Origin of the sequence: Pseudoalteromonas fenneropenaei, assembly GCF_042643375.1 — a bacterium.
Lineage (GTDB): Bacteria > Pseudomonadota > Gammaproteobacteria > Enterobacterales > Alteromonadaceae > Pseudoalteromonas > Pseudoalteromonas fenneropenaei.
Genome location: NZ_JBHRSD010000010.1, coordinates 203,095 through 219,047 on the forward strand (window position 1 = coordinate 203,095; position 15,953 = coordinate 219,047).

General features: G+C 46.4%; 18 protein-coding genes. 5 read left to right on the forward strand and 13 right to left on the reverse strand.

Going from position 1 to position 15,953, the window contains the following annotated elements; all coding sequences use genetic code 11:
* Window position 1: 1 nt before the first annotated feature.
* The 6 genes from lepB to rpoE all read right to left on the reverse strand — a co-directional run bounded on the left by lepB (window position 2) and on the right by rpoE (window position 5,445).
* Window positions 2–937: a signal peptidase I gene (gene lepB, locus ACFOEE_RS05090; protein WP_377121572.1), complete on the reverse strand. Its 936-nt coding sequence runs from the start codon at window positions 935–937 to the stop codon at window positions 2–4.
* 16 nt (window positions 938–953) lie between these two features.
* Window positions 954–2,750, reverse strand: a complete 1,797-nt coding sequence (gene lepA / locus ACFOEE_RS05095; RefSeq protein ID WP_377121574.1) for a translation elongation factor 4 — start codon at window positions 2,748–2,750, stop codon at window positions 954–956.
* Between the two features lie 67 nt (window positions 2,751–2,817).
* Complete coding sequence (locus ACFOEE_RS05100) at window positions 2,818–3,267, reverse strand: SoxR reducing system RseC family protein (RefSeq protein ID WP_377121576.1); 450 nt, start codon at window positions 3,265–3,267, stop codon at window positions 2,818–2,820.
* Entirely contained in the window at window positions 3,264–4,190 is a 927-nt protein-coding gene (locus ACFOEE_RS05105) for a MucB/RseB C-terminal domain-containing protein (protein ID WP_377121867.1), read from the reverse strand. Before ACFOEE_RS05105 ends, ACFOEE_RS05100 begins: the two co-directional genes overlap by 4 nt.
* A 28-nt stretch (window positions 4,191–4,218) precedes the next feature.
* Window positions 4,219–4,860 (reverse strand): sigma-E factor negative regulatory protein, encoded by a 642-nt coding sequence (locus tag ACFOEE_RS05110; RefSeq protein ID WP_377121578.1) that lies wholly within the window; start codon window positions 4,858–4,860, stop codon window positions 4,219–4,221.
* 3 nt (window positions 4,861–4,863) lie between these two features.
* Window positions 4,864–5,445 (reverse strand): RNA polymerase sigma factor RpoE, encoded by a 582-nt coding sequence (gene rpoE, locus ACFOEE_RS05115; protein ID WP_377121580.1) that lies wholly within the window; start codon window positions 5,443–5,445, stop codon window positions 4,864–4,866.
* Between the two features lie 300 nt (window positions 5,446–5,745).
* Here rpoE and nadB point away from each other — a divergent pair, with 300 nt between their 5' ends.
* On the forward strand, window positions 5,746–7,347 hold the full coding sequence (gene nadB, locus ACFOEE_RS05120) for an L-aspartate oxidase (RefSeq protein ID WP_377121582.1): 1,602 nt from the start codon (window positions 5,746–5,748) through the stop codon (window positions 7,345–7,347).
* On the opposite strand, the gene ACFOEE_RS05125 is transcribed toward nadB, so the two are convergent.
* Both ACFOEE_RS05125 and ACFOEE_RS05130 read right to left on the reverse strand, forming a co-directional pair.
* A complete protein-coding gene (locus ACFOEE_RS05125) occupies window positions 7,316–7,747 on the reverse strand; it encodes a hypothetical protein (protein ID WP_377121584.1) in 432 nt (143 codons plus the stop codon). The genes nadB and ACFOEE_RS05125 overlap by 32 nt on opposite strands.
* Complete coding sequence (locus tag ACFOEE_RS05130) at window positions 7,728–7,979, reverse strand: FAD assembly factor SdhE (RefSeq protein ID WP_377121586.1); 252 nt, start codon at window positions 7,977–7,979, stop codon at window positions 7,728–7,730. Before ACFOEE_RS05130 ends, ACFOEE_RS05125 begins: the two co-directional genes overlap by 20 nt.
* 166 nt (window positions 7,980–8,145) lie before the next feature.
* Here ACFOEE_RS05130 and ygfZ point away from each other — a divergent pair, with 166 nt between their 5' ends.
* Together ygfZ and ACFOEE_RS05140 are read left to right on the forward strand one after the other, a co-directional pair.
* On the forward strand, window positions 8,146–9,057 hold the full coding sequence (gene ygfZ, locus ACFOEE_RS05135; protein ID WP_377121588.1) for a CAF17-like 4Fe-4S cluster assembly/insertion protein YgfZ: 912 nt from the start codon (window positions 8,146–8,148) through the stop codon (window positions 9,055–9,057).
* Window positions 9,058–9,069: 12 nt separating this feature from the next.
* Complete coding sequence (locus tag ACFOEE_RS05140) at window positions 9,070–9,609, forward strand: FKBP-type peptidyl-prolyl cis-trans isomerase (RefSeq protein WP_377121590.1); 540 nt, start codon at window positions 9,070–9,072, stop codon at window positions 9,607–9,609.
* Between the two features lie 42 nt (window positions 9,610–9,651).
* On the opposite strand, the gene ACFOEE_RS05145 is transcribed toward ACFOEE_RS05140, so the two are convergent.
* Genes ACFOEE_RS05145 through ACFOEE_RS05155 form a run of 3 tightly spaced genes read right to left on the reverse strand, consistent with a single transcriptional unit; the run spans window position 9,652 to window position 11,261 of the window.
* The gene (locus tag ACFOEE_RS05145; protein WP_377121592.1) at window positions 9,652–10,095 is read right to left on the reverse strand and encodes a hypothetical protein; all 444 of its coding nucleotides are present in this window, start codon (window positions 10,093–10,095) and stop codon (window positions 9,652–9,654) included.
* Between the two features lie 8 nt (window positions 10,096–10,103).
* The gene (locus ACFOEE_RS05150) at window positions 10,104–10,916 is read right to left on the reverse strand and encodes a DUF481 domain-containing protein (RefSeq protein WP_377121594.1); all 813 of its coding nucleotides are present in this window, start codon (window positions 10,914–10,916) and stop codon (window positions 10,104–10,106) included.
* Between the two features lie 21 nt (window positions 10,917–10,937).
* Window positions 10,938–11,261: an HI1450 family dsDNA-mimic protein gene (locus ACFOEE_RS05155; protein ID WP_377121869.1), complete on the reverse strand. Its 324-nt coding sequence runs from the start codon at window positions 11,259–11,261 to the stop codon at window positions 10,938–10,940.
* Window positions 11,262–11,407: 146 nt separating this feature from the next.
* Here ACFOEE_RS05155 and ACFOEE_RS05160 point away from each other — a divergent pair, with 146 nt between their 5' ends.
* Window positions 11,408–12,193, forward strand: coding sequence for a crotonase/enoyl-CoA hydratase family protein (locus ACFOEE_RS05160; RefSeq protein WP_377121596.1), 786 nt, complete (start codon window positions 11,408–11,410; stop codon window positions 12,191–12,193).
* Window positions 12,194–12,240: 47 nt separating this feature from the next.
* On the forward strand, window positions 12,241–13,065 hold the full coding sequence (locus tag ACFOEE_RS05165) for a mechanosensitive ion channel family protein (protein ID WP_377121598.1): 825 nt from the start codon (window positions 12,241–12,243) through the stop codon (window positions 13,063–13,065).
* Between the two features lie 67 nt (window positions 13,066–13,132).
* Here the strand turns inward: ACFOEE_RS05165 and ACFOEE_RS05170 are convergent, their stop codons facing one another.
* Complete coding sequence (locus tag ACFOEE_RS05170) at window positions 13,133–14,257, reverse strand: GNAT family N-acetyltransferase/peptidase C39 family protein (RefSeq protein ID WP_377121600.1); 1,125 nt, start codon at window positions 14,255–14,257, stop codon at window positions 13,133–13,135.
* Entirely contained in the window at window positions 14,250–15,695 is a 1,446-nt protein-coding gene (locus tag ACFOEE_RS05175) for a RimK family protein (RefSeq protein ID WP_377121602.1), read from the reverse strand. The genes ACFOEE_RS05170 and ACFOEE_RS05175 overlap by 8 nt, the downstream gene beginning before the upstream one ends.
* Between the last annotated feature and the right edge of the window lie 258 nt (window positions 15,696–15,953).

The following is a 15,953-nucleotide window of genomic DNA, read 5'->3' on the forward strand; positions in this document are numbered from 1 at the left end:
GTTACTGAATGCTACCTAGGCGTTCAAAACGAACACCAGTTGGAACCCAGCTTGGTAATAAGCTGTCTGGGCCATTATCAAACTCAAAACTCATCCAAATAAATACCGCTTTACCAACCAAGTTTTCTTTTGGTACAAAGCCCCACATGCGGCCATCTTGGCTGTTGTCGCGGTTGTCACCCATCATAAAATAGCTGTCTTGTGGTACGACCCACTCATCGGCTTTGGTGCCCGGCTGTTGGAAATAACGACCTTTCATTTCCAACGCTTCTGGGTTTATCAAGATATGGTGAGCTTGTCCCGGTAAAGATTCGTTAATACGAACCAATGGCATCGGCCCTTGGAAAAATTCATCACGATTGATGATTTCCATATCAACCGCGTTATATTCGCCACATAGCATCTCGCCGGATTTTTCTTGGCCAGCTTCACAGTGCGGTTGGATGTATAAACGCTTATTGCGGTAAACAATACGGTCACCCGGTAAACCTATGGTACGCTTAATAAAGTCGACGCGCTCATCAAGCGGATATTTGAATACCACGATATCGCCGCGCTCTGGCTCGCCCACTTCGAGCAGCTGCGAACGCCACACTGGGTCTTTCACGCCATAGCTATATTTTTGGACCAGAATAAAATCCCCCACCAGCAAGGTCGGCATCATAGAGCCTGACGGGATCTGAAACGGTTCAAAAATAAACGAGCGGAAAATCGTGATAGCGGCAATCATCGGGAATATCGATTTAGCCCCTTCAGCGATGGCAGGCATTGGTGCAATTTGCGCTTTGGTGTCTTCATCTAATGGGATCTGAGATGCCCCTTGTGCAATCGCAATGCGTTCACGACGCTTTGGTGCATACACAAGATGATCGACCAACCAAATCAATCCTGACCCAAGCGTCAGTATCACCAATAAAATTGAAAAATAACCTGCCATACCCTGCCTTCCCTAATTATTTACCGACTTTTAAAATCGCTAAGAAGGCGTCCTGAGGTACTTCAACGTTACCTAGTTGTTTCATACGCTTTTTACCTTCTTTTTGTTTTTGTAGAAGCTTTTTCTTACGGCTCACGTCACCACCATAACACTTCGCCAAAACGTTCTTACGAAGTTGTTTAATCGTGGTACGAGCAATAACGTGTGCACCGATAACTGCTTGGATAGCGATATCGAACTGCTGACGTGGGATCAATTCTTTTAACGCTTCAGCCAACTGACGACCACGTGACTGCGCAGTGTCTTTGTGGGCAATAATTGCCAGTGCATCAACGCGCTCACCGTTAATCAGAATATCCACACGCACCATATCAGATTCTTGGAAACGAATAAAATTGTAGTCTAACGACGCAAAACCACGGCTGGTTGACTTCAATTTGTCGAAGAAGTCCATCACCACTTCAGCCATTGGCAGCTCGTAGGTTACCGCGACTTGTTTACCATGGTATGTCATCTTAGTTTGCATACCACGTTTTTCGATACACAGCGTGATCACGTTACCTAAGTAATCTTGTGGTACAAGAATATTAGCTTCAACAATCGGCTCACGAATTTCTTCGATGTTGTTGATAGGTGGCAAATCGCATGGATTATCGATTTGGATCACTTCGCCGTTTTTCATTTTGATTTCATACACTACCGTAGGTGCAGTAGTGATAAGATCCATATCGTATTCACGCTCTAAACGCTCTTGAATGATTTCCATGTGTAACATACCAAGGAAACCGATACGGAAACCAAAACCCAAAGCGGTTGAGTTTTCTGGTTCAAACTGCAACGATGCATCGTTAAGGCTCAGTTTGTTCAACGCATCACGGAACGCTTCATATTCGTCCGACGCGATTGGGAACATACCCGCATAAACCTGGGGTTTTACACGCTTAAAGCCTGGTAAGCGCTGCGGCGCTGGATCTTTCACTAAAGTGATAGTGTCGCCTACTGGCGCGCCGTGAATGTCTTTGATACCCGCGATAACATAACCTACTTCACCGGTTTTCAACACGCCGGTTTTCTTTTGCTTAGGCGTGAAAATACCGATGTCGTCAACTTGGTACACTTGGCCTGTTGACATGATTTTCATCTTGTCGTTTTGACGCAGTTCACCATGCTTAATCCGCACTAATGATACGACGCCTTGGTAAGAGTCAAACCAAGAGTCAATGATGAGCGCTTGCAATGGTGCTGTAGGGTCGCCTTCTGGTGGCGGAATATCACGCACTAGCACTTCAAGCACTTCGTCAATACCGATACCTGTTTTCGCACTACATCTTACCGCTTCAAGGGCTTCGATACCGACGATATCTTCGATTTCTTCGGCAACACGAATTGGGTCAGCTTGTGGTAAATCGATTTTGTTGAGTACTGGAATAACTTCCAAGTCCATCTCAAGTGCGGTGTAACAGTTCGCCAAAGTTTGCGCTTCTACACCTTGTCCGGCATCAACCACCAATAGCGCGCCTTCACAGGCAGCAAGCGAACGTGATACTTCATAGGTAAAATCAACATGTCCCGGCGTATCGATAAAGTTTAACTGATAAGTTTCACCGTCTTTGGCGGTGTAGTTCAAGGTCACACTTTGCGCTTTGATGGTGATCCCACGCTCACGTTCAATGTCCATTGAATCCAATACTTGTTGCTGCATTTCGCGGTCAGTTAGACCACCACAGACTTGAATCAAACGATCTGATAGGGTCGATTTACCATGGTCGATATGGGCGATGATCGAAAAGTTACGGATATGCTGGTGCTTCATATACTGGATTTTAAACTCTTAAAAGACGTTAACGGGATCAAAGCCCGGATTTTACCTGTATTCAGGTTTAATCACCATCTATTTGCGTCAAAGGTAAGCTAATTGGATAAATTTTTAGCAGCTGAATGTCATGTTTAAAGCGTTGCGTGCGGATTTTGGCAATGCCAGCCCCTATCAAGCCACCTGCGATTGCCGCCATAATCTGCCATCCTTCAGCAAGCGCCAGCACAGAGGCGCTCAACATCGCCGCAACTAGCGCCAATAACAGCGGTAATAGATAGACGTAGAGGCTGTGCTGCACTAAATGACGGTCATCGAGTGCCAGTTTGACTTTTTGTCCAACCACTACAGCTTCATCAAATTCAAAAGATAAGGTTTTTTTGTCAGTTTTAAATAACTTACTAAATACCTGTGAGCCGCATTTACCATTACAGCCATCGCAAGGCTTTTTGGCTTCGGCTTGCAGTTCAGCGAGGCGGCCATTCACCGCCACCACAGTCATAGTTTGTTCTATCATAATGGTCGCGTAACCGACTCTGCGATGGCTTTGGCGGTCATAGCAGGAATATTGCCGACCACGGAGACATCAAAATGACCAGTGTTGTGGACATAAATCGTGGTTGCACCTGAGGTCAACGCCCCGCTAGGACGACGCCCTGGCAGCGGCCGTTGCACAAACACCGACACTTCCACTAAACCGTCGGAATAAAGGTAGTAATCAGCTAATTCGTTGTTTAAGTCTAACTTGTGACGGTCAGATTTCAGCAATTCAAAGCCCTTTGGCATCCAACCAATACGCCAATTATCCTGAACTTTTGGCTCATTTTGCCGCTCGGCATTGGGCAAAGCCTTGGGAAATTCGCGCGCTGCGATTTCTAATAATTGCGCAGCAGGGGTTTCGGTAATGCTGATGTGGGTCAGTTGTAACTGCTCAAGCATTTCACCTTGTTGATTGACGTAGGCCGCTTTTAACAGCAGTGAAGATTCGATATCCAACCACAACCAGTAGTTGTATTTGCTTTCATCTTTACTCTCAATCCGCACTAGTTGCGCTGCGCGACCCGCTATACGCCCTTTGCCACCGAGCACAAAATCATAATGCTGCTCTAAGCTAGCAATGTCTTTGAACAGCACTTCTGGCACAGGTCCTGCGATGCTGTCGGTTTCAATCGCATATGGAGCCAGTTGTGGTTCGTAATAAGTGACTTGATTATCAACGCGCACCATTTCAAGGCCAGCGCCATTGAGTAAGCTTAAGAATTCGATTTCAGTCTCACCCTTTTTACCATGCAACCAACGATAAGGTTCCATGGCTTTACCTTTCATAACCACAAAGGAGGCATCAAAATTTTGGCTATGAACAGCCGAGGCAAGATTAGTGAGGAGTTGTTTTGCGCTCACCGCTTCTTGGGCATGCACCCAAGAAGACGCTAAGCACATCAGTGCAAACGCGAGTTTTTTCATTAAATCAGTTTTGTCCCTCAGTCTTTTGCGGTTGTTCAGCAATTTCTTCATCTTGCTTGGCTTTTTGTAAAGCATAAGCCATCCGCGACTGACGTTGATGTTCTAATACCAATGCACCAATACGTTGCTGTTGTAGCTCACGTAAGCCTTGTTCGGCATTTTCTAGCGCGGGTTGTTCGGTCGACAAACTAACGGGTGCCGCAACGCCAGTCAAGGGGGTAGACTGCAAAGACGGCAAAGTATTCATATTCGTAGACTGCGTCGTTGTTTGGTTAACACCCACTAATGCCACTAAACAAACACTCGCAGCAATTGCAAATTGTGCAAACGGCTTGCGCCAACGCTCCAATACCACCACTTTAGATTCAGGGGCATCGTTTTGCGCGTTCGTAACTTGCAGCGCAGGCTTGGTCTCGACGTCCAGTTGGTAGGTTGGCTCAAGCTCTAACGCTGCGGCCATACTCGCTGTGATATCAATACAAATTGCATTATCTTGACGCGCTCGCATCGCATCACCAATTAACGCATAACGAGCAAACTTATCCTGTTCGAGTGTTGCCAGCGTATCGGCATTTAGCACCGCTTCCCCATCAAATAACTCAGATGTGGTCACTGATGAACTCGCCTGCAGATTTGCTTTAGTCATAATTTAAGACTCGCCTGTTAATGTATTCAAGTTATTATCTATCGCTTCGCGAGCGCGGAAAATGCGAGAACGTACTGTGCCTACCGGACAATCCATTACTACAGCTATCTCTTCGTAGCTCAGCCCTTCGATTTCTCTCAAGGTGATGGCGGTTTTTAAATCTTCAGGTAGGCCATCTATGGTTCTGAAGATCACTTCTTTGACCTCATCACTGAGCAATAAGTTCTCAGGAGAAGCATTTGATCTTAATTGCTCTGCTCCGTCATAAACTTCTGCTTCTTCTGCGTCGATATCATTGGCTGGCGGCTTACGACCCGTCGCGACCAAATAATTTTTCGAGCAATTGACTGCGATACGATACAGCCAAGTATAAAATGCGCTCTCTCCACGGAAGTTGGGTAAAGCACGGTATGCCTTAATAAAGGTCTCTTGTGCAACATCAGGCACGTCACCATGGCTACTCACATAGCGCGAGATCAATGCTGCAACTTTGTTCTGATACTTGGCAACCAATAGATTAAACGCATTCTTATCTCCCTGTTGAACTCGCTTAACCAATTCAAAATCCAAATCCTGCTCGTTCATTCGAGCCGGTACTCCTCTGTTTTTATTTCTTTTCAAGCTGTTAAGCGCAGCGCGCAGATTCGTTTCCAGCATAGTTGCCATCATTTACAGCTACTATGACCGGAGCCTGAATAAAAAGTTCTGTTTTTTCGTAATTTTTTTTAAAATAGTGCTTTCACCAGCATATCGCGACTGGCTGCCACCGACAGTTTGGCGGTAAAACACCGCAAGTACTGCCAGTGATGTGAAATCAACAGTATAATAGCAGATACTCAGATATTTATGGCATTTCGTTACTAAGATTAACTAAGACGCACAATTATGAAAGAACAAACTATCCACAGCACAGACGTGGTTATTATTGGTAGTGGTGCAGCGGGCTTGTCGCTGGCGTTATCGCTGGCAAACCATTGTGCGGTCACTGTGATCAGTAAAGGTGCTCTCACTGAAGGTTCAACCCTATACGCCCAAGGGGGTATCGCTGCTGTATTTGATAAACAAAACGACAGCATTGAATCGCATGTTGAAGATACTTTGCAAGCTGGGGGCGGCTTGTGTGACCGCGCAGCAGTGCATTACACCGCCAGTAACGCCAAACAATGCTTAAAATGGTTGATTGAACAAGGCGTGCCATTTGATATGGAGTTTGACAGCGAAGGTCGCGAGCGTTTTCACTTAACCCGTGAAGGCGGTCATAGTCACCGCCGCATTTTGCATGCCGCTGATGCCACTGGCCGCGCAGTACAAACAACGTTAATCAGCAAAGTACAACAGCATCCGAAGATCCGTTTGTTGGAATTTACCAACGCCATTGACCTCATCACCAATAAAGACAAGCACAATAAGCAAGTGCTTGGGGTGTATGTGTACAATCGCAAAGCGGAAAAAGTCGAAACCATTAGTGCGAAATTTATCGCCCTTGCCACCGGTGGCGCTAGCAAGGTCTATCTCTATACGTCGAATCCGGATGTGTCCAGTGGTGATGGTATCGCCATGGCTTGGCGTGCGGGTTGTAAAGTAGCGAACATGGAGTTTAACCAATTCCATCCCACTAGCCTCTATCACCCTGAGCTGCAAAACTTCTTAATCACCGAGGCGATGCGGGGCGAAGGCGCGTTATTGAAACGCCCTGATGGCACTCGTTTTATGCCTGACTTTGACGCCCGCGCAGAGCTGGCACCACGCGACATAGTCGCTCGCGCAATTGACTATGAAATGAAACGCTTAGGTGCAAACTGTGTGTATTTGGATATTTCTCATAAAGATAAAGACTTTATTATTGAGCACTTCCCAACCATTTATGCCAAATGCTTGAGTGTGGGGCTTGATATCACTAAAGAGCCAATTCCAGTGGTGCCTGCTGCACATTATACCTGTGGCGGCGTGATGACAGACTTTAACGGCAAAACCAATATTGAGAACCTCTATGCCATTGGCGAAGTGGCCTACACAGGATTACACGGTGCTAACCGCATGGCCAGTAACTCCTTGTTAGAATGTATTGTGTTTGCCCACGCGGCCGCGAAAGATATTTTAGCCAAGCTGGATACGCACCCCACTCCTCCGCAATTACCTGAATGGGATGAAAGCCGCGTCACCGACTCTGACGAAGAAGTGGTGATCACCCATAACTGGCATGAGCTGCGACTGTTTATGTGGGATTATGTGGGGATTGTACGCTCGACCAAACGTTTGGAACGTGCGCTACGCCGAGTTGAATTACTACAGCAAGAAATTCATGAGTATTATGCTAACTTCCGCGTCAGTAATAACTTGCTCGAACTACGTAACCTAGTGCAAGTGGCTGAGCTTATCATTCGTAGTGCCCTAGAACGTAAAGAAAGCCGTGGTCTACACTACACCTTAGATTATCCCGAGCAAGCGGAGAACCCTAAGCCGACGGTATTGACCCCCGAGCAGTAATCGCAGCACGGCGCAAACGTTGCCAGTTTTGCGCCGTCATACTGTTTGCTAGCAAAATAAAGCGACACCGCGTTCCAAAGCTATCTAAACTTAACACCAAAGCGAAATCCGACAAGATACTGTGTGGTAATAATTCACCGTAGAGTTTGGTGCCATCGGCTGCTATCCATTCCACATGCGGGGCATGGAGTAATAACACCCCCTGCGCTGGACAGAGTCGATTGAGCCAACTCCACCATAGCCAATTGACTGGTAGCCACATCAAGAGCAGTAATAGAAGCGTAATCCAATGTGGCAGCAGTAGAGCGAGCACTGTGCTCGACACACTCAGCCACGCAACAAACCATGCGCGTGGCAAAATGTTGTGTTGAATGTCGATTCTATACGCGGACGCGGTCAAGGATCAGCGCTACCATAGGCGCAAGAACAGGATCAGGACATTTTTCATGACCCATAAACCACGCAAATAAGTCTGGGTCTTCTACTTCTAATAAATGTTGGAACACTAACTTTTGCTCATCACTCAGTGCGTCGTACGCCGCATCAACAAAAGGCTCTAACAATACATCTAACTCTAACATACCGCGACGGCACGCCCATTTTATCCGTGCTTTTGAATATAATTCAGTCATGACTTACCCCAAAATAATGCTGTCGGCAGTGTAACAAAATGTCTACTCGCAAACCAGTATTGCTCCTCGCCTTGCGCCGACCTATTTAGCTTTGCCCCTTAACCTACCTAGCCAGATACGCTATGATAGGCACCTATCTCAGTCAGTTAATAAATGGACAGAAAACATGGCAAATACCCAAGCTTTTGTGCTTCATGATGGCCTTATTCAGCTCGGTGGTCAGGACAAACTCAGTTACTTGCACGGCCAAGTCACCCAGGACATCAACTTAGTGACCGATGAGCAATTTAAATGGACAGGACATTGCAGCCCTAAAGGCAAGCTGTGGGGAGTTTTCCGTGTTTTCAAACACCAAGACAGCTATTTATTGTGGGGCAGCCCGGCGGCAACCGCAGCATCATTACGTGAGCTGAAAAAATACGGTGTATTCGCCAAAGTGACAATCGCGCAAAGCGAGCTAAAACTGATTGGCTTATTAACGGATGACCAAAGTGCGGTATGCCAAACACTTGGCATTCACTTTAACGAGGGCTGCAATGCTTGCAACTTTGGCCCGTATAAAGCACTTAAACTTGACGCACAACGGCTGTTACTTGTGGTTGATGAAAGCTTCAGCTTACCGGCTGAATTTGCGCTGCAAAGCACAGATACACAGTGGCAGCGCGCGGCAATTTTGGCCGGCGAACCGAGTTTAGGTGAACAAGATATCGACCAATACGTGCCGCAAATGCTCAACCTACAAGCGCTCGATGGCATTTCATTCCGTAAGGGTTGCTACACAGGTCAAGAAACCGTGGCGCGGATGCGCTACCTTGGCAAAAATAAACGTGCATTGTTTATCGCTACCGCAACGCTTAGCACACTGCCCGCTTCAGTGGAGCTCGAAAGCCCAGTTGAAAGTGGCTGGCGCCGTGCTGGTGAGCCGCTGCAATTTGCTTATGATCAAAATAATGGCGAGTTTGTGTGTACTATCGTGCTTGCCAACGACACAAGCTTAGATACTGTGCTACGTTTTAAAGAACAACCAGATTTGCAACTAAAGTTAGTTGCACTTCCATATTCGTTAGATCCGCAATAAACAGGAAACAAGATGAAAATTGCGCAAAATTCTGTTGTCAAACTTCACTATGCTGTACTTGATAACGACCAAAATACCATAGACAACACTTTTGACGACGAACCAATGGAAGTGATCATTGGTTCAGGTTATCTGATCCCTGGCTTAGAAGAAGCGCTGATCGGTAAGCAAGCTGGCGACACCTTAAGTGTCAACGTGCCGCCAGAAAAAGGCTATGGTGAACGTTTTGACGACCTGACCCAAGCGGTACCAAAATCTATGTTTGAAGGCATGGATATTGAAGTCGGTATGCAATTTCGTGCCACTACTGACGAAGGTGACCAATTAGTGGTTATTATCGGCATTGAAGAAGAAGACGTGATTGTTGATGCCAACCATCCGTTATCTGGCATCGCGCTGAACTTTGATGTGGAAGTGTTAGATGTGCGCGAAGCAACGGCTGAAGAGTTGGCGCATGGTCACGTTCATGGCCAAGGTGGCTGTGGTCACGACCACGACCACGACCACGACCATCAGCATGGTGACGGTTGCTGCGATCACGACCATCATTAATCGCGAAGCGGGGGAAACCCCGCTCTCATTTCCGCGGCATTCTTAGGCTGTGCCTTTGTTCGCATCCATAGCGGTTTGAATTGCCGCGAGTAGCGCTTCAGCTTCATCTGTACCGACACGATAACGCTGCTCTTCATCCACCACTAACTCCACCGCCTGAAAACCAGATACGCCATACACCCAACCATCATGAGTAATACGAATACCTATACCATGGCTCCAAGAGTTACTCACCGCCCGCACCGACTGTAATTCGGCCAACGATAGCGATTTCTTTAAAATGCCCGGGCCAAACCACCAGCTAATCCGATCATCCGCAATTTTGACGGTCAAGGTACCAAAAAGTATCGCCATCAGCACTAACAAAGCCATAAACCCGATAACGCCGAGGTTAGGCCCAGTTAATACCCAAGCCACCCCAACAAAACTGGCGATCCACGCGAGGATCCCCCAAATTGCCCAACCCAATTGTGTATGTTGATACATTTTGTGTCTCAAAAACTGTATACCAAAGTGACACCCAACTCACTGTCACGACTTTGCTTTTCATCCGCAGGCTGAGAGTTATAGCGATAAATGTAGGCCGCCTTTAACGATACGCCACCTAACACTTGGCTTATCAATGCCGTTTCCGACTTCAACCGCGAATTTAACCCAGACAGCGAGTGCTCAATACTGACATCTTGATTAAAGCGCGTGCGCGTCGAAATTAACCTTTCCCACTGCATCGCCAGACGCAGTAAGTAGCCGCGCTGTTCGCGCTCCTCACCTTCGGCAAGCGCCACATCTTCTTCCGTTTTAGATTGATATAGACCGGGTCCGATATCAAAATCGACGGTATTTTTACTGCCTTGATAAATTCGATTACCGTAGCCTGTAGCCACCGTCGTTTTGTATTCAAAACCATTAAACCTGTCCTGCTCATAGTCGCTATAAACAAAAAACGAGGCTCGCTTGTTTGCTAATTTGTAGTTACCTTGCGCCGACACGAACGCCCGCTCTGCAGAAACTTTATCTTCACCTGAGGTTTTATCTGTATCTCGACGGTACACGCCATCAAACTTAAATTGATTGCGCCACCATTCAAAATCTTGATAAATATTACTTTTCAGTTTGAATGCGGTCGATTTGGTATTACCGCGGCTTAAAGTAAAGCCAAACTCGGTATCACCATATAGCAATTCGCCACTGTGGAGCTGATGGATCTCAGCTTCTGACAAATCACCGTATTCATGAAAATTTTCGAACGGATCACCCGCTAAACAAGGCGTAGCGATACATCCTAGCAACGTAATAACATATTTCACTGTAACAACTTATTACCTAGTTCAGGCTTCACCCCGAGGCCATACCAGATGGCAGAATGGCGCGTCCATATCACGGCTGATAAGAATTTTTGCAAATAGCATATCCTTACCATCCAGCTCTAATCCAACTAAGACCTGTACAAAGGCTTCTGGTTCAATTTCAAACGAGACAAACTCAGCCCAACTTTCGTCGGCTTCACTGTCTTCAATAAAACCCGCTTCTTCGCGATATTCATTGAACAGCTCAATATCAGCCTCACTGAGATTATCCGGAGCGAGCTCCAAAAAAATCTCATAGGCCTGATCGGTAATCTCTTCAACACTGTATAGGCGTGCAGACATAATCACATCTCTTATTAACGGTATCCGGCTATCATAACAAATTCAGCTTTTTAATTGCCATGTTCACATTAAAAAACACCGAAAAAGCTTGCCAATCAAGCGCCTCAGCGGCAAGGTAAAGCACTAATCCGACCTCTTCATTGCGCAATATGATAAAATTTGACCTCATTGACCAAATCGCTTGGGTGACACTCAGTCGTCCAGAAAAGCAAAATGCCTTGTCTTACGAGATGTTTGTAGCGCTTAAACGCCTCACCAAAGAACTCAAGTCAGACCGCACCCTTAGGGCTGTGGTGTTGCAAGGCGAAGGCGCACATTTTTGCTCAGGTTTAGATGTGAAAAGCGTAGTGAAGTCGCCGCGAAAGGTCTTAGGCCTACTCTGGAAGTGGCTGCCAGGCAACCGCAACTTAGTACAGCAAGTGGTACTTGGCTGGCAATCGTTACCTGTGCCCGTATTTTGCTTATTACAAGGCAATTGTTTTGGTGGCGGAATGCAAATTGCCCTAGGCGCCGATTTTCGCTTGGCGACTCCCGACACGCAACTGGCGATTATGGAAGCGCGCTGGGGATTGTGTCCTGATATGGGCGCAACCGTGCATTTGCCCGCGCAGCTCAATTACGACCAAGCACTTTGGCTAAGTATGAGCGCTCAGCCCATCAATGCCGAAGAGGCGTTCAAGCTTGGTTTAATCAGCGAAGTCTGTACCGACCCTCATGCTCGTTGTCTTGCTATGCTGGCGGAATTAACGCAACGTTCACCCGATGCCTTAGCAGCCATTAAACAAGTTTGTTTGGCCGCTTATCATCCAAAAACGCGTGCGATACTTAGCAAAGAAACTTGGGCGCAACTGAATTTACTGAGTGCGAAAAATACCAAAATCGCCATGTATAATGCTCAACATGAAGCGCCGAAACCTTTTCAACCTCGGCGCTAAGCTAATAACATGAACTAAACCATTGCAGGAACAATATGGAAAACTCAATGATCCAGCAAGAAATGCAAAATATTGAACATTACTACCAATTGATCACAGATTATTTGGTTACCTATAGTTTTCAGTTGGTCGCAGCGCTTTTTATCCTGCTACTTGGTCTGTGGGTCGCGAAAAAGCTCTCGCGCTTAGTTGCCAACTTTATGACCAAACATGATATCGATGTCACTTTGACCAATTTTGTCAGCAATGTTGTGAAAGTACTGCTGATCATTATGTTTGTAGTGATTGCGCTTGGCAAAGTGGGCATTAGTGTCACGCCTTTTGTCGCCGCGATTGGTGCTGCATCTTTAGGTGCGGGTCTTGCCATGCAAGGTATGCTGTCTAACTATGGCGCTGGGCTGGCGATAATTGCCACTCGGCCGTTTGTGGTTGGCGACACCATCAATGTCCATGGCGTAAGTGGGTTAGTGAAAAATATTGAGCTTGGCCACACCACTTTAATCAACGAAGCCTTGGTTGAAATCACCATCCCGAATAAACATATTATTGGTGAAATTCTTCATAATTCCTTTGCCAATTCACAGCTTAAAGGTGAGTTAGGAATTGCTTATCATGCCCCTAGTGACGAAGCAATTGCGCTTATTCGCGATATTTTAAGCCGCCACCCGCAAGTCGTTGCTGAGCCACAACCCTTAGTGGGGATTGAACAATTTGCCGACAGCGCTGTAGTGATAAGCTACCGCTACTGGGTCGCAACAGGCAAACTAATTGAAACTAAACTGGATATCAATCGCCAAATCTTCGCTGCAATTCAAGCTGCTAATATTGAGATCCCATTTCCACAGCGTGTGGTGACGGTTAAGCAAGCCTAATTGCATTTGCATAGGCCTAATTAGCTGAGTGAGTGCACTTTACCCACTCAGCTAACGCTTTTTAGCCCTATTCTATGGTGATCAAAGAGCGTAATCGCGCGGCACCAAAGCTGCTCATTTTGTCAAAGTCTGCGCGTGCAATTGGCACATGTTGACAATCTATCGCCGCTTGATGAGTCGCAAGCTCAGGATCATGAACATAAATACAATGCGTATCCATCGCGGTAATACAGACCCAATGCGGCGCCTTTTTACCGTCTAAACGATAAGTGCTGATCAGCACCAACACGCGTTTTCCCGCCTGTAGTAATTGCTCTACGTCCTGTTGTTTTACGTCTTGATAATGAATGTCGACACCACTGACCTGCGCCTGATTGACAAAATCGTTGTGCACCAACTCCATAATGCGTTTTTTCTTGTCACTGCGTACACCTTCAAGAAAGAGCGCTTCGCGTTTATTGATATAGACATCGGCGCTAAAGCCGCGGTATTGCGCCGAGAGTGCTAAGCCAATTGGATGACAGCCGCCATGACCACTGGTCATAAAAATGGTGGTCGCTTCGCGCCAAATCGCCAATTCCTCTAACTGAGTAGGTTCACATTGCTCATTGATACTCGCCATCGCCATCATCAATGCCGCAGGGCCACAGGTAAACTCTGTGGTTTGCATATACCAAGGCACCTGCTGAGAAATGCCATCGCCGGCAAAACGGGCAATTTGCTTTTGCATGCGTAGCGCTTCACTGCCATCACCATAGTAGTCGTGATAAGCACCAAAAGTTTTGTAACCAAGGCGTTGGTATAAACGAATTGCTTTATGGTTGTTGGCTGACACTTCTAAGCGCAAATAAGCTCGACCCGCATGCTGCGCTTCTTGCTCAAGCTGTTTTAACAACTGCTCGGCAATGCCCGTGCCTCTTGCTTCAGGTAACACCGCCAACGAATACAAGCGTGCGAGGCGAGTGCCTTTAAGGCACCACACTAAACCATAAGCAACGACCTGCCCTTGTTGTTCAGCCACTAACAAAATTCCGTGCTTGACCGTCAGCCAGCGTTTGATACTGCGCTTGCTTAAACGGTCTGTCGCAAAACATTGCGCTTCAATATTATTGAGAACATTGAGATCTTTATTGGTTGCACGTCTGACTAACACTTCCCTGTGTGGTGTAATTGCCACAGCTAGGTTAGTCATTCTCTCTACCTCTTAATTCTAAACGGCGCTGAAATTCTGCCATAATTTGCATATACAGCTCGTCACCCAAATAGGCATCTTCTACTTCGTGCTCAATACTCGGGTTATCATTCACTTCGATAACATAAGCCTTACCATTGGCTTCTTTTAAATCCACCCCGTAAAGGCCTTTACCTATCAATTTACAGGCTTTTAGCGCGGCATCTAACACTGCGCGCGGCACTTCAAATGTGGGGAGGGTTTCCCAGCCACCTGAGTTAAAGCGTTTGGACTCATGGTTATAAATTTGCCAGTGGTTACGCGCCATAAAGTAACGACAAGCAAAAATTGCCCGACCGTTTAACACCCCAATGCGCCAATCATATTCAGTGTAGAGGTATTCTTGCACTAACACCAAGGCGCTTTCTGCCAGTAATTCGCTTAACCGAGCAGTAAGTTCGGTGATGTCTTTCACTTTAAATACGCCGCGCGAAAACGAACCTTCTGGCATTTTCAGCACCATAGGGTAAGTAAAAGTGGCTTCTAACTGCGCCAAAGTCTCTGGGTTAGCATCGCTCACTGTCTCAGTTTTCAGTGTTGGCACTTTGCTGTAGCTAAACGCGTCGTGCAAATAAACTTTATTGCAGCAGCGCAAAATTGACGTTGCATCATCAATCACTACTACCCCTTTCGCTTCCGCTTTACTTGCAAGGCGATAAGTAGCATGGTCAATCGCTGTAGTTTGGCGAATAAACAACGCATCATATTGACTAACGTCTTCCAGAGTTTCCGTGGTTTTGACTTCGGCATGAATGCCATGCTTACGTGCCGCTTTAACAAATTTGCTGATAGCGTCCTTGTCGCTCGGTGGCGATGGCTCATTCGGATCGACTAAAATCGCCATTTCCCAGCGGGCATGTTTGGTTTGTTGGCCAATCCGCCATACCGATTCAGAGTGGGCATTAAGCTGGGCAATAAACGCCGCTTGTTCTGTATCGCTGAGCAAACTCATTGAGCCTTGCGTAACTGTCACTCGCGTGCCATCTTCTGCCAATACGGCACGTAAAATCGGGGCTGCAAAACGTTTATAAAGCGTTTGCGCGACTTTTTGCCAGCCCGGATTGACTGCCTTACCAAAGTAAATCCAAGTATCGTTACTATTGGCTTGTCGCAGCTCAGCGAGATGTTTTGGTGCGATAAGTACATCACTGCTTTCTGTGCGCAGTGCATTAATCACCTTCACATTTGGTTGCACCACATGTTTGCGCGCCTCTGCCAATAACGAACAATAATAACCTTTACTCAAATATTGTTGGGTATCACATAAGTTGATAATACGCGTTTTAGGTTCGTCTTTTTTTGGGTATTCCTGTAAATAACGCTCAAACGTTAGTACGTTTGCTAAACCCAGCGCTTGCGCAAGTTGTTCCGACTCAACCACAATTAAAGTTTTTAACATGCAAATTCCTATTCTCGAGTACGGCACGTATACCCAGTAAAACAGCCTTTATGGCTAAGCGTTGGGACGCTCCGTCGTGCCACCGATGATTATCAGTTAAAAGTGAAAAGCGTTAACTTTAAATAGTTAACTTATTGGTGAAAAAGACCGAAAGGTCAAGTTGAGAAGTTACATCGGGTTTAGCTAGTGGCGTTGTGTGCGCCATTTATAAGAGTAAATACGGTGCATCGCAAACGAAAATTACTTGTCGAAAAGAGC

What these genes read in the sequence shown, in the direction of transcription:
- rpoE (WP_377121580.1), bottom strand. Translation starts at nt 5,445, where the DNA reads ATGAACGAGCAGGATTTGGATTTTGAATTGGTTAAGCGAGTTCAACAG.
- ACFOEE_RS05130 (WP_377121586.1), bottom strand. Translation starts at nt 7,979, where the DNA reads ATGACTGAATTATATTCAAAAGCACGGATAAAATGGGCGTGCCGTCGC.
- ygfZ (WP_377121588.1), top strand. Translation starts at nt 8,146, where the DNA reads ATGGCAAATACCCAAGCTTTTGTGCTTCATGATGGCCTTATTCAGCTC.
- ACFOEE_RS05160 (WP_377121596.1), top strand. Translation starts at nt 11,408, where the DNA reads ATGATAAAATTTGACCTCATTGACCAAATCGCTTGGGTGACACTCAGT.
- nadB (WP_377121582.1), top strand. Translation starts at nt 5,746, where the DNA reads ATGAAAGAACAAACTATCCACAGCACAGACGTGGTTATTATTGGTAGT.
- lepA (WP_377121574.1), bottom strand. Translation starts at nt 2,750, where the DNA reads ATGAAGCACCAGCATATCCGTAACTTTTCGATCATCGCCCATATCGAC.
- ACFOEE_RS05100 (WP_377121576.1), bottom strand. Translation starts at nt 3,267, where the DNA reads ATGATAGAACAAACTATGACTGTGGTGGCGGTGAATGGCCGCCTCGCT.
- ACFOEE_RS05140 (WP_377121590.1), top strand. Translation starts at nt 9,070, where the DNA reads ATGAAAATTGCGCAAAATTCTGTTGTCAAACTTCACTATGCTGTACTT.
- ACFOEE_RS05175 (WP_377121602.1), bottom strand. Translation starts at nt 15,695, where the DNA reads ATGTTAAAAACTTTAATTGTGGTTGAGTCGGAACAACTTGCGCAAGCG.
- ACFOEE_RS05170 (WP_377121600.1), bottom strand. Translation starts at nt 14,257, where the DNA reads ATGACTAACCTAGCTGTGGCAATTACACCACACAGGGAAGTGTTAGTC.
- lepB (WP_377121572.1), bottom strand. Translation starts at nt 937, where the DNA reads ATGGCAGGTTATTTTTCAATTTTATTGGTGATACTGACGCTTGGGTCA.
- ACFOEE_RS05110 (WP_377121578.1), bottom strand. Translation starts at nt 4,860, where the DNA reads ATGACTAAAGCAAATCTGCAGGCGAGTTCATCAGTGACCACATCTGAG.
- ACFOEE_RS05145 (WP_377121592.1), bottom strand. Translation starts at nt 10,095, where the DNA reads ATGTATCAACATACACAATTGGGTTGGGCAATTTGGGGGATCCTCGCG.
- ACFOEE_RS05165 (WP_377121598.1), top strand. Translation starts at nt 12,241, where the DNA reads ATGATCCAGCAAGAAATGCAAAATATTGAACATTACTACCAATTGATC.
- ACFOEE_RS05105 (WP_377121867.1), bottom strand. Translation starts at nt 4,190, where the DNA reads ATGTGCTTAGCGTCTTCTTGGGTGCATGCCCAAGAAGCGGTGAGCGCA.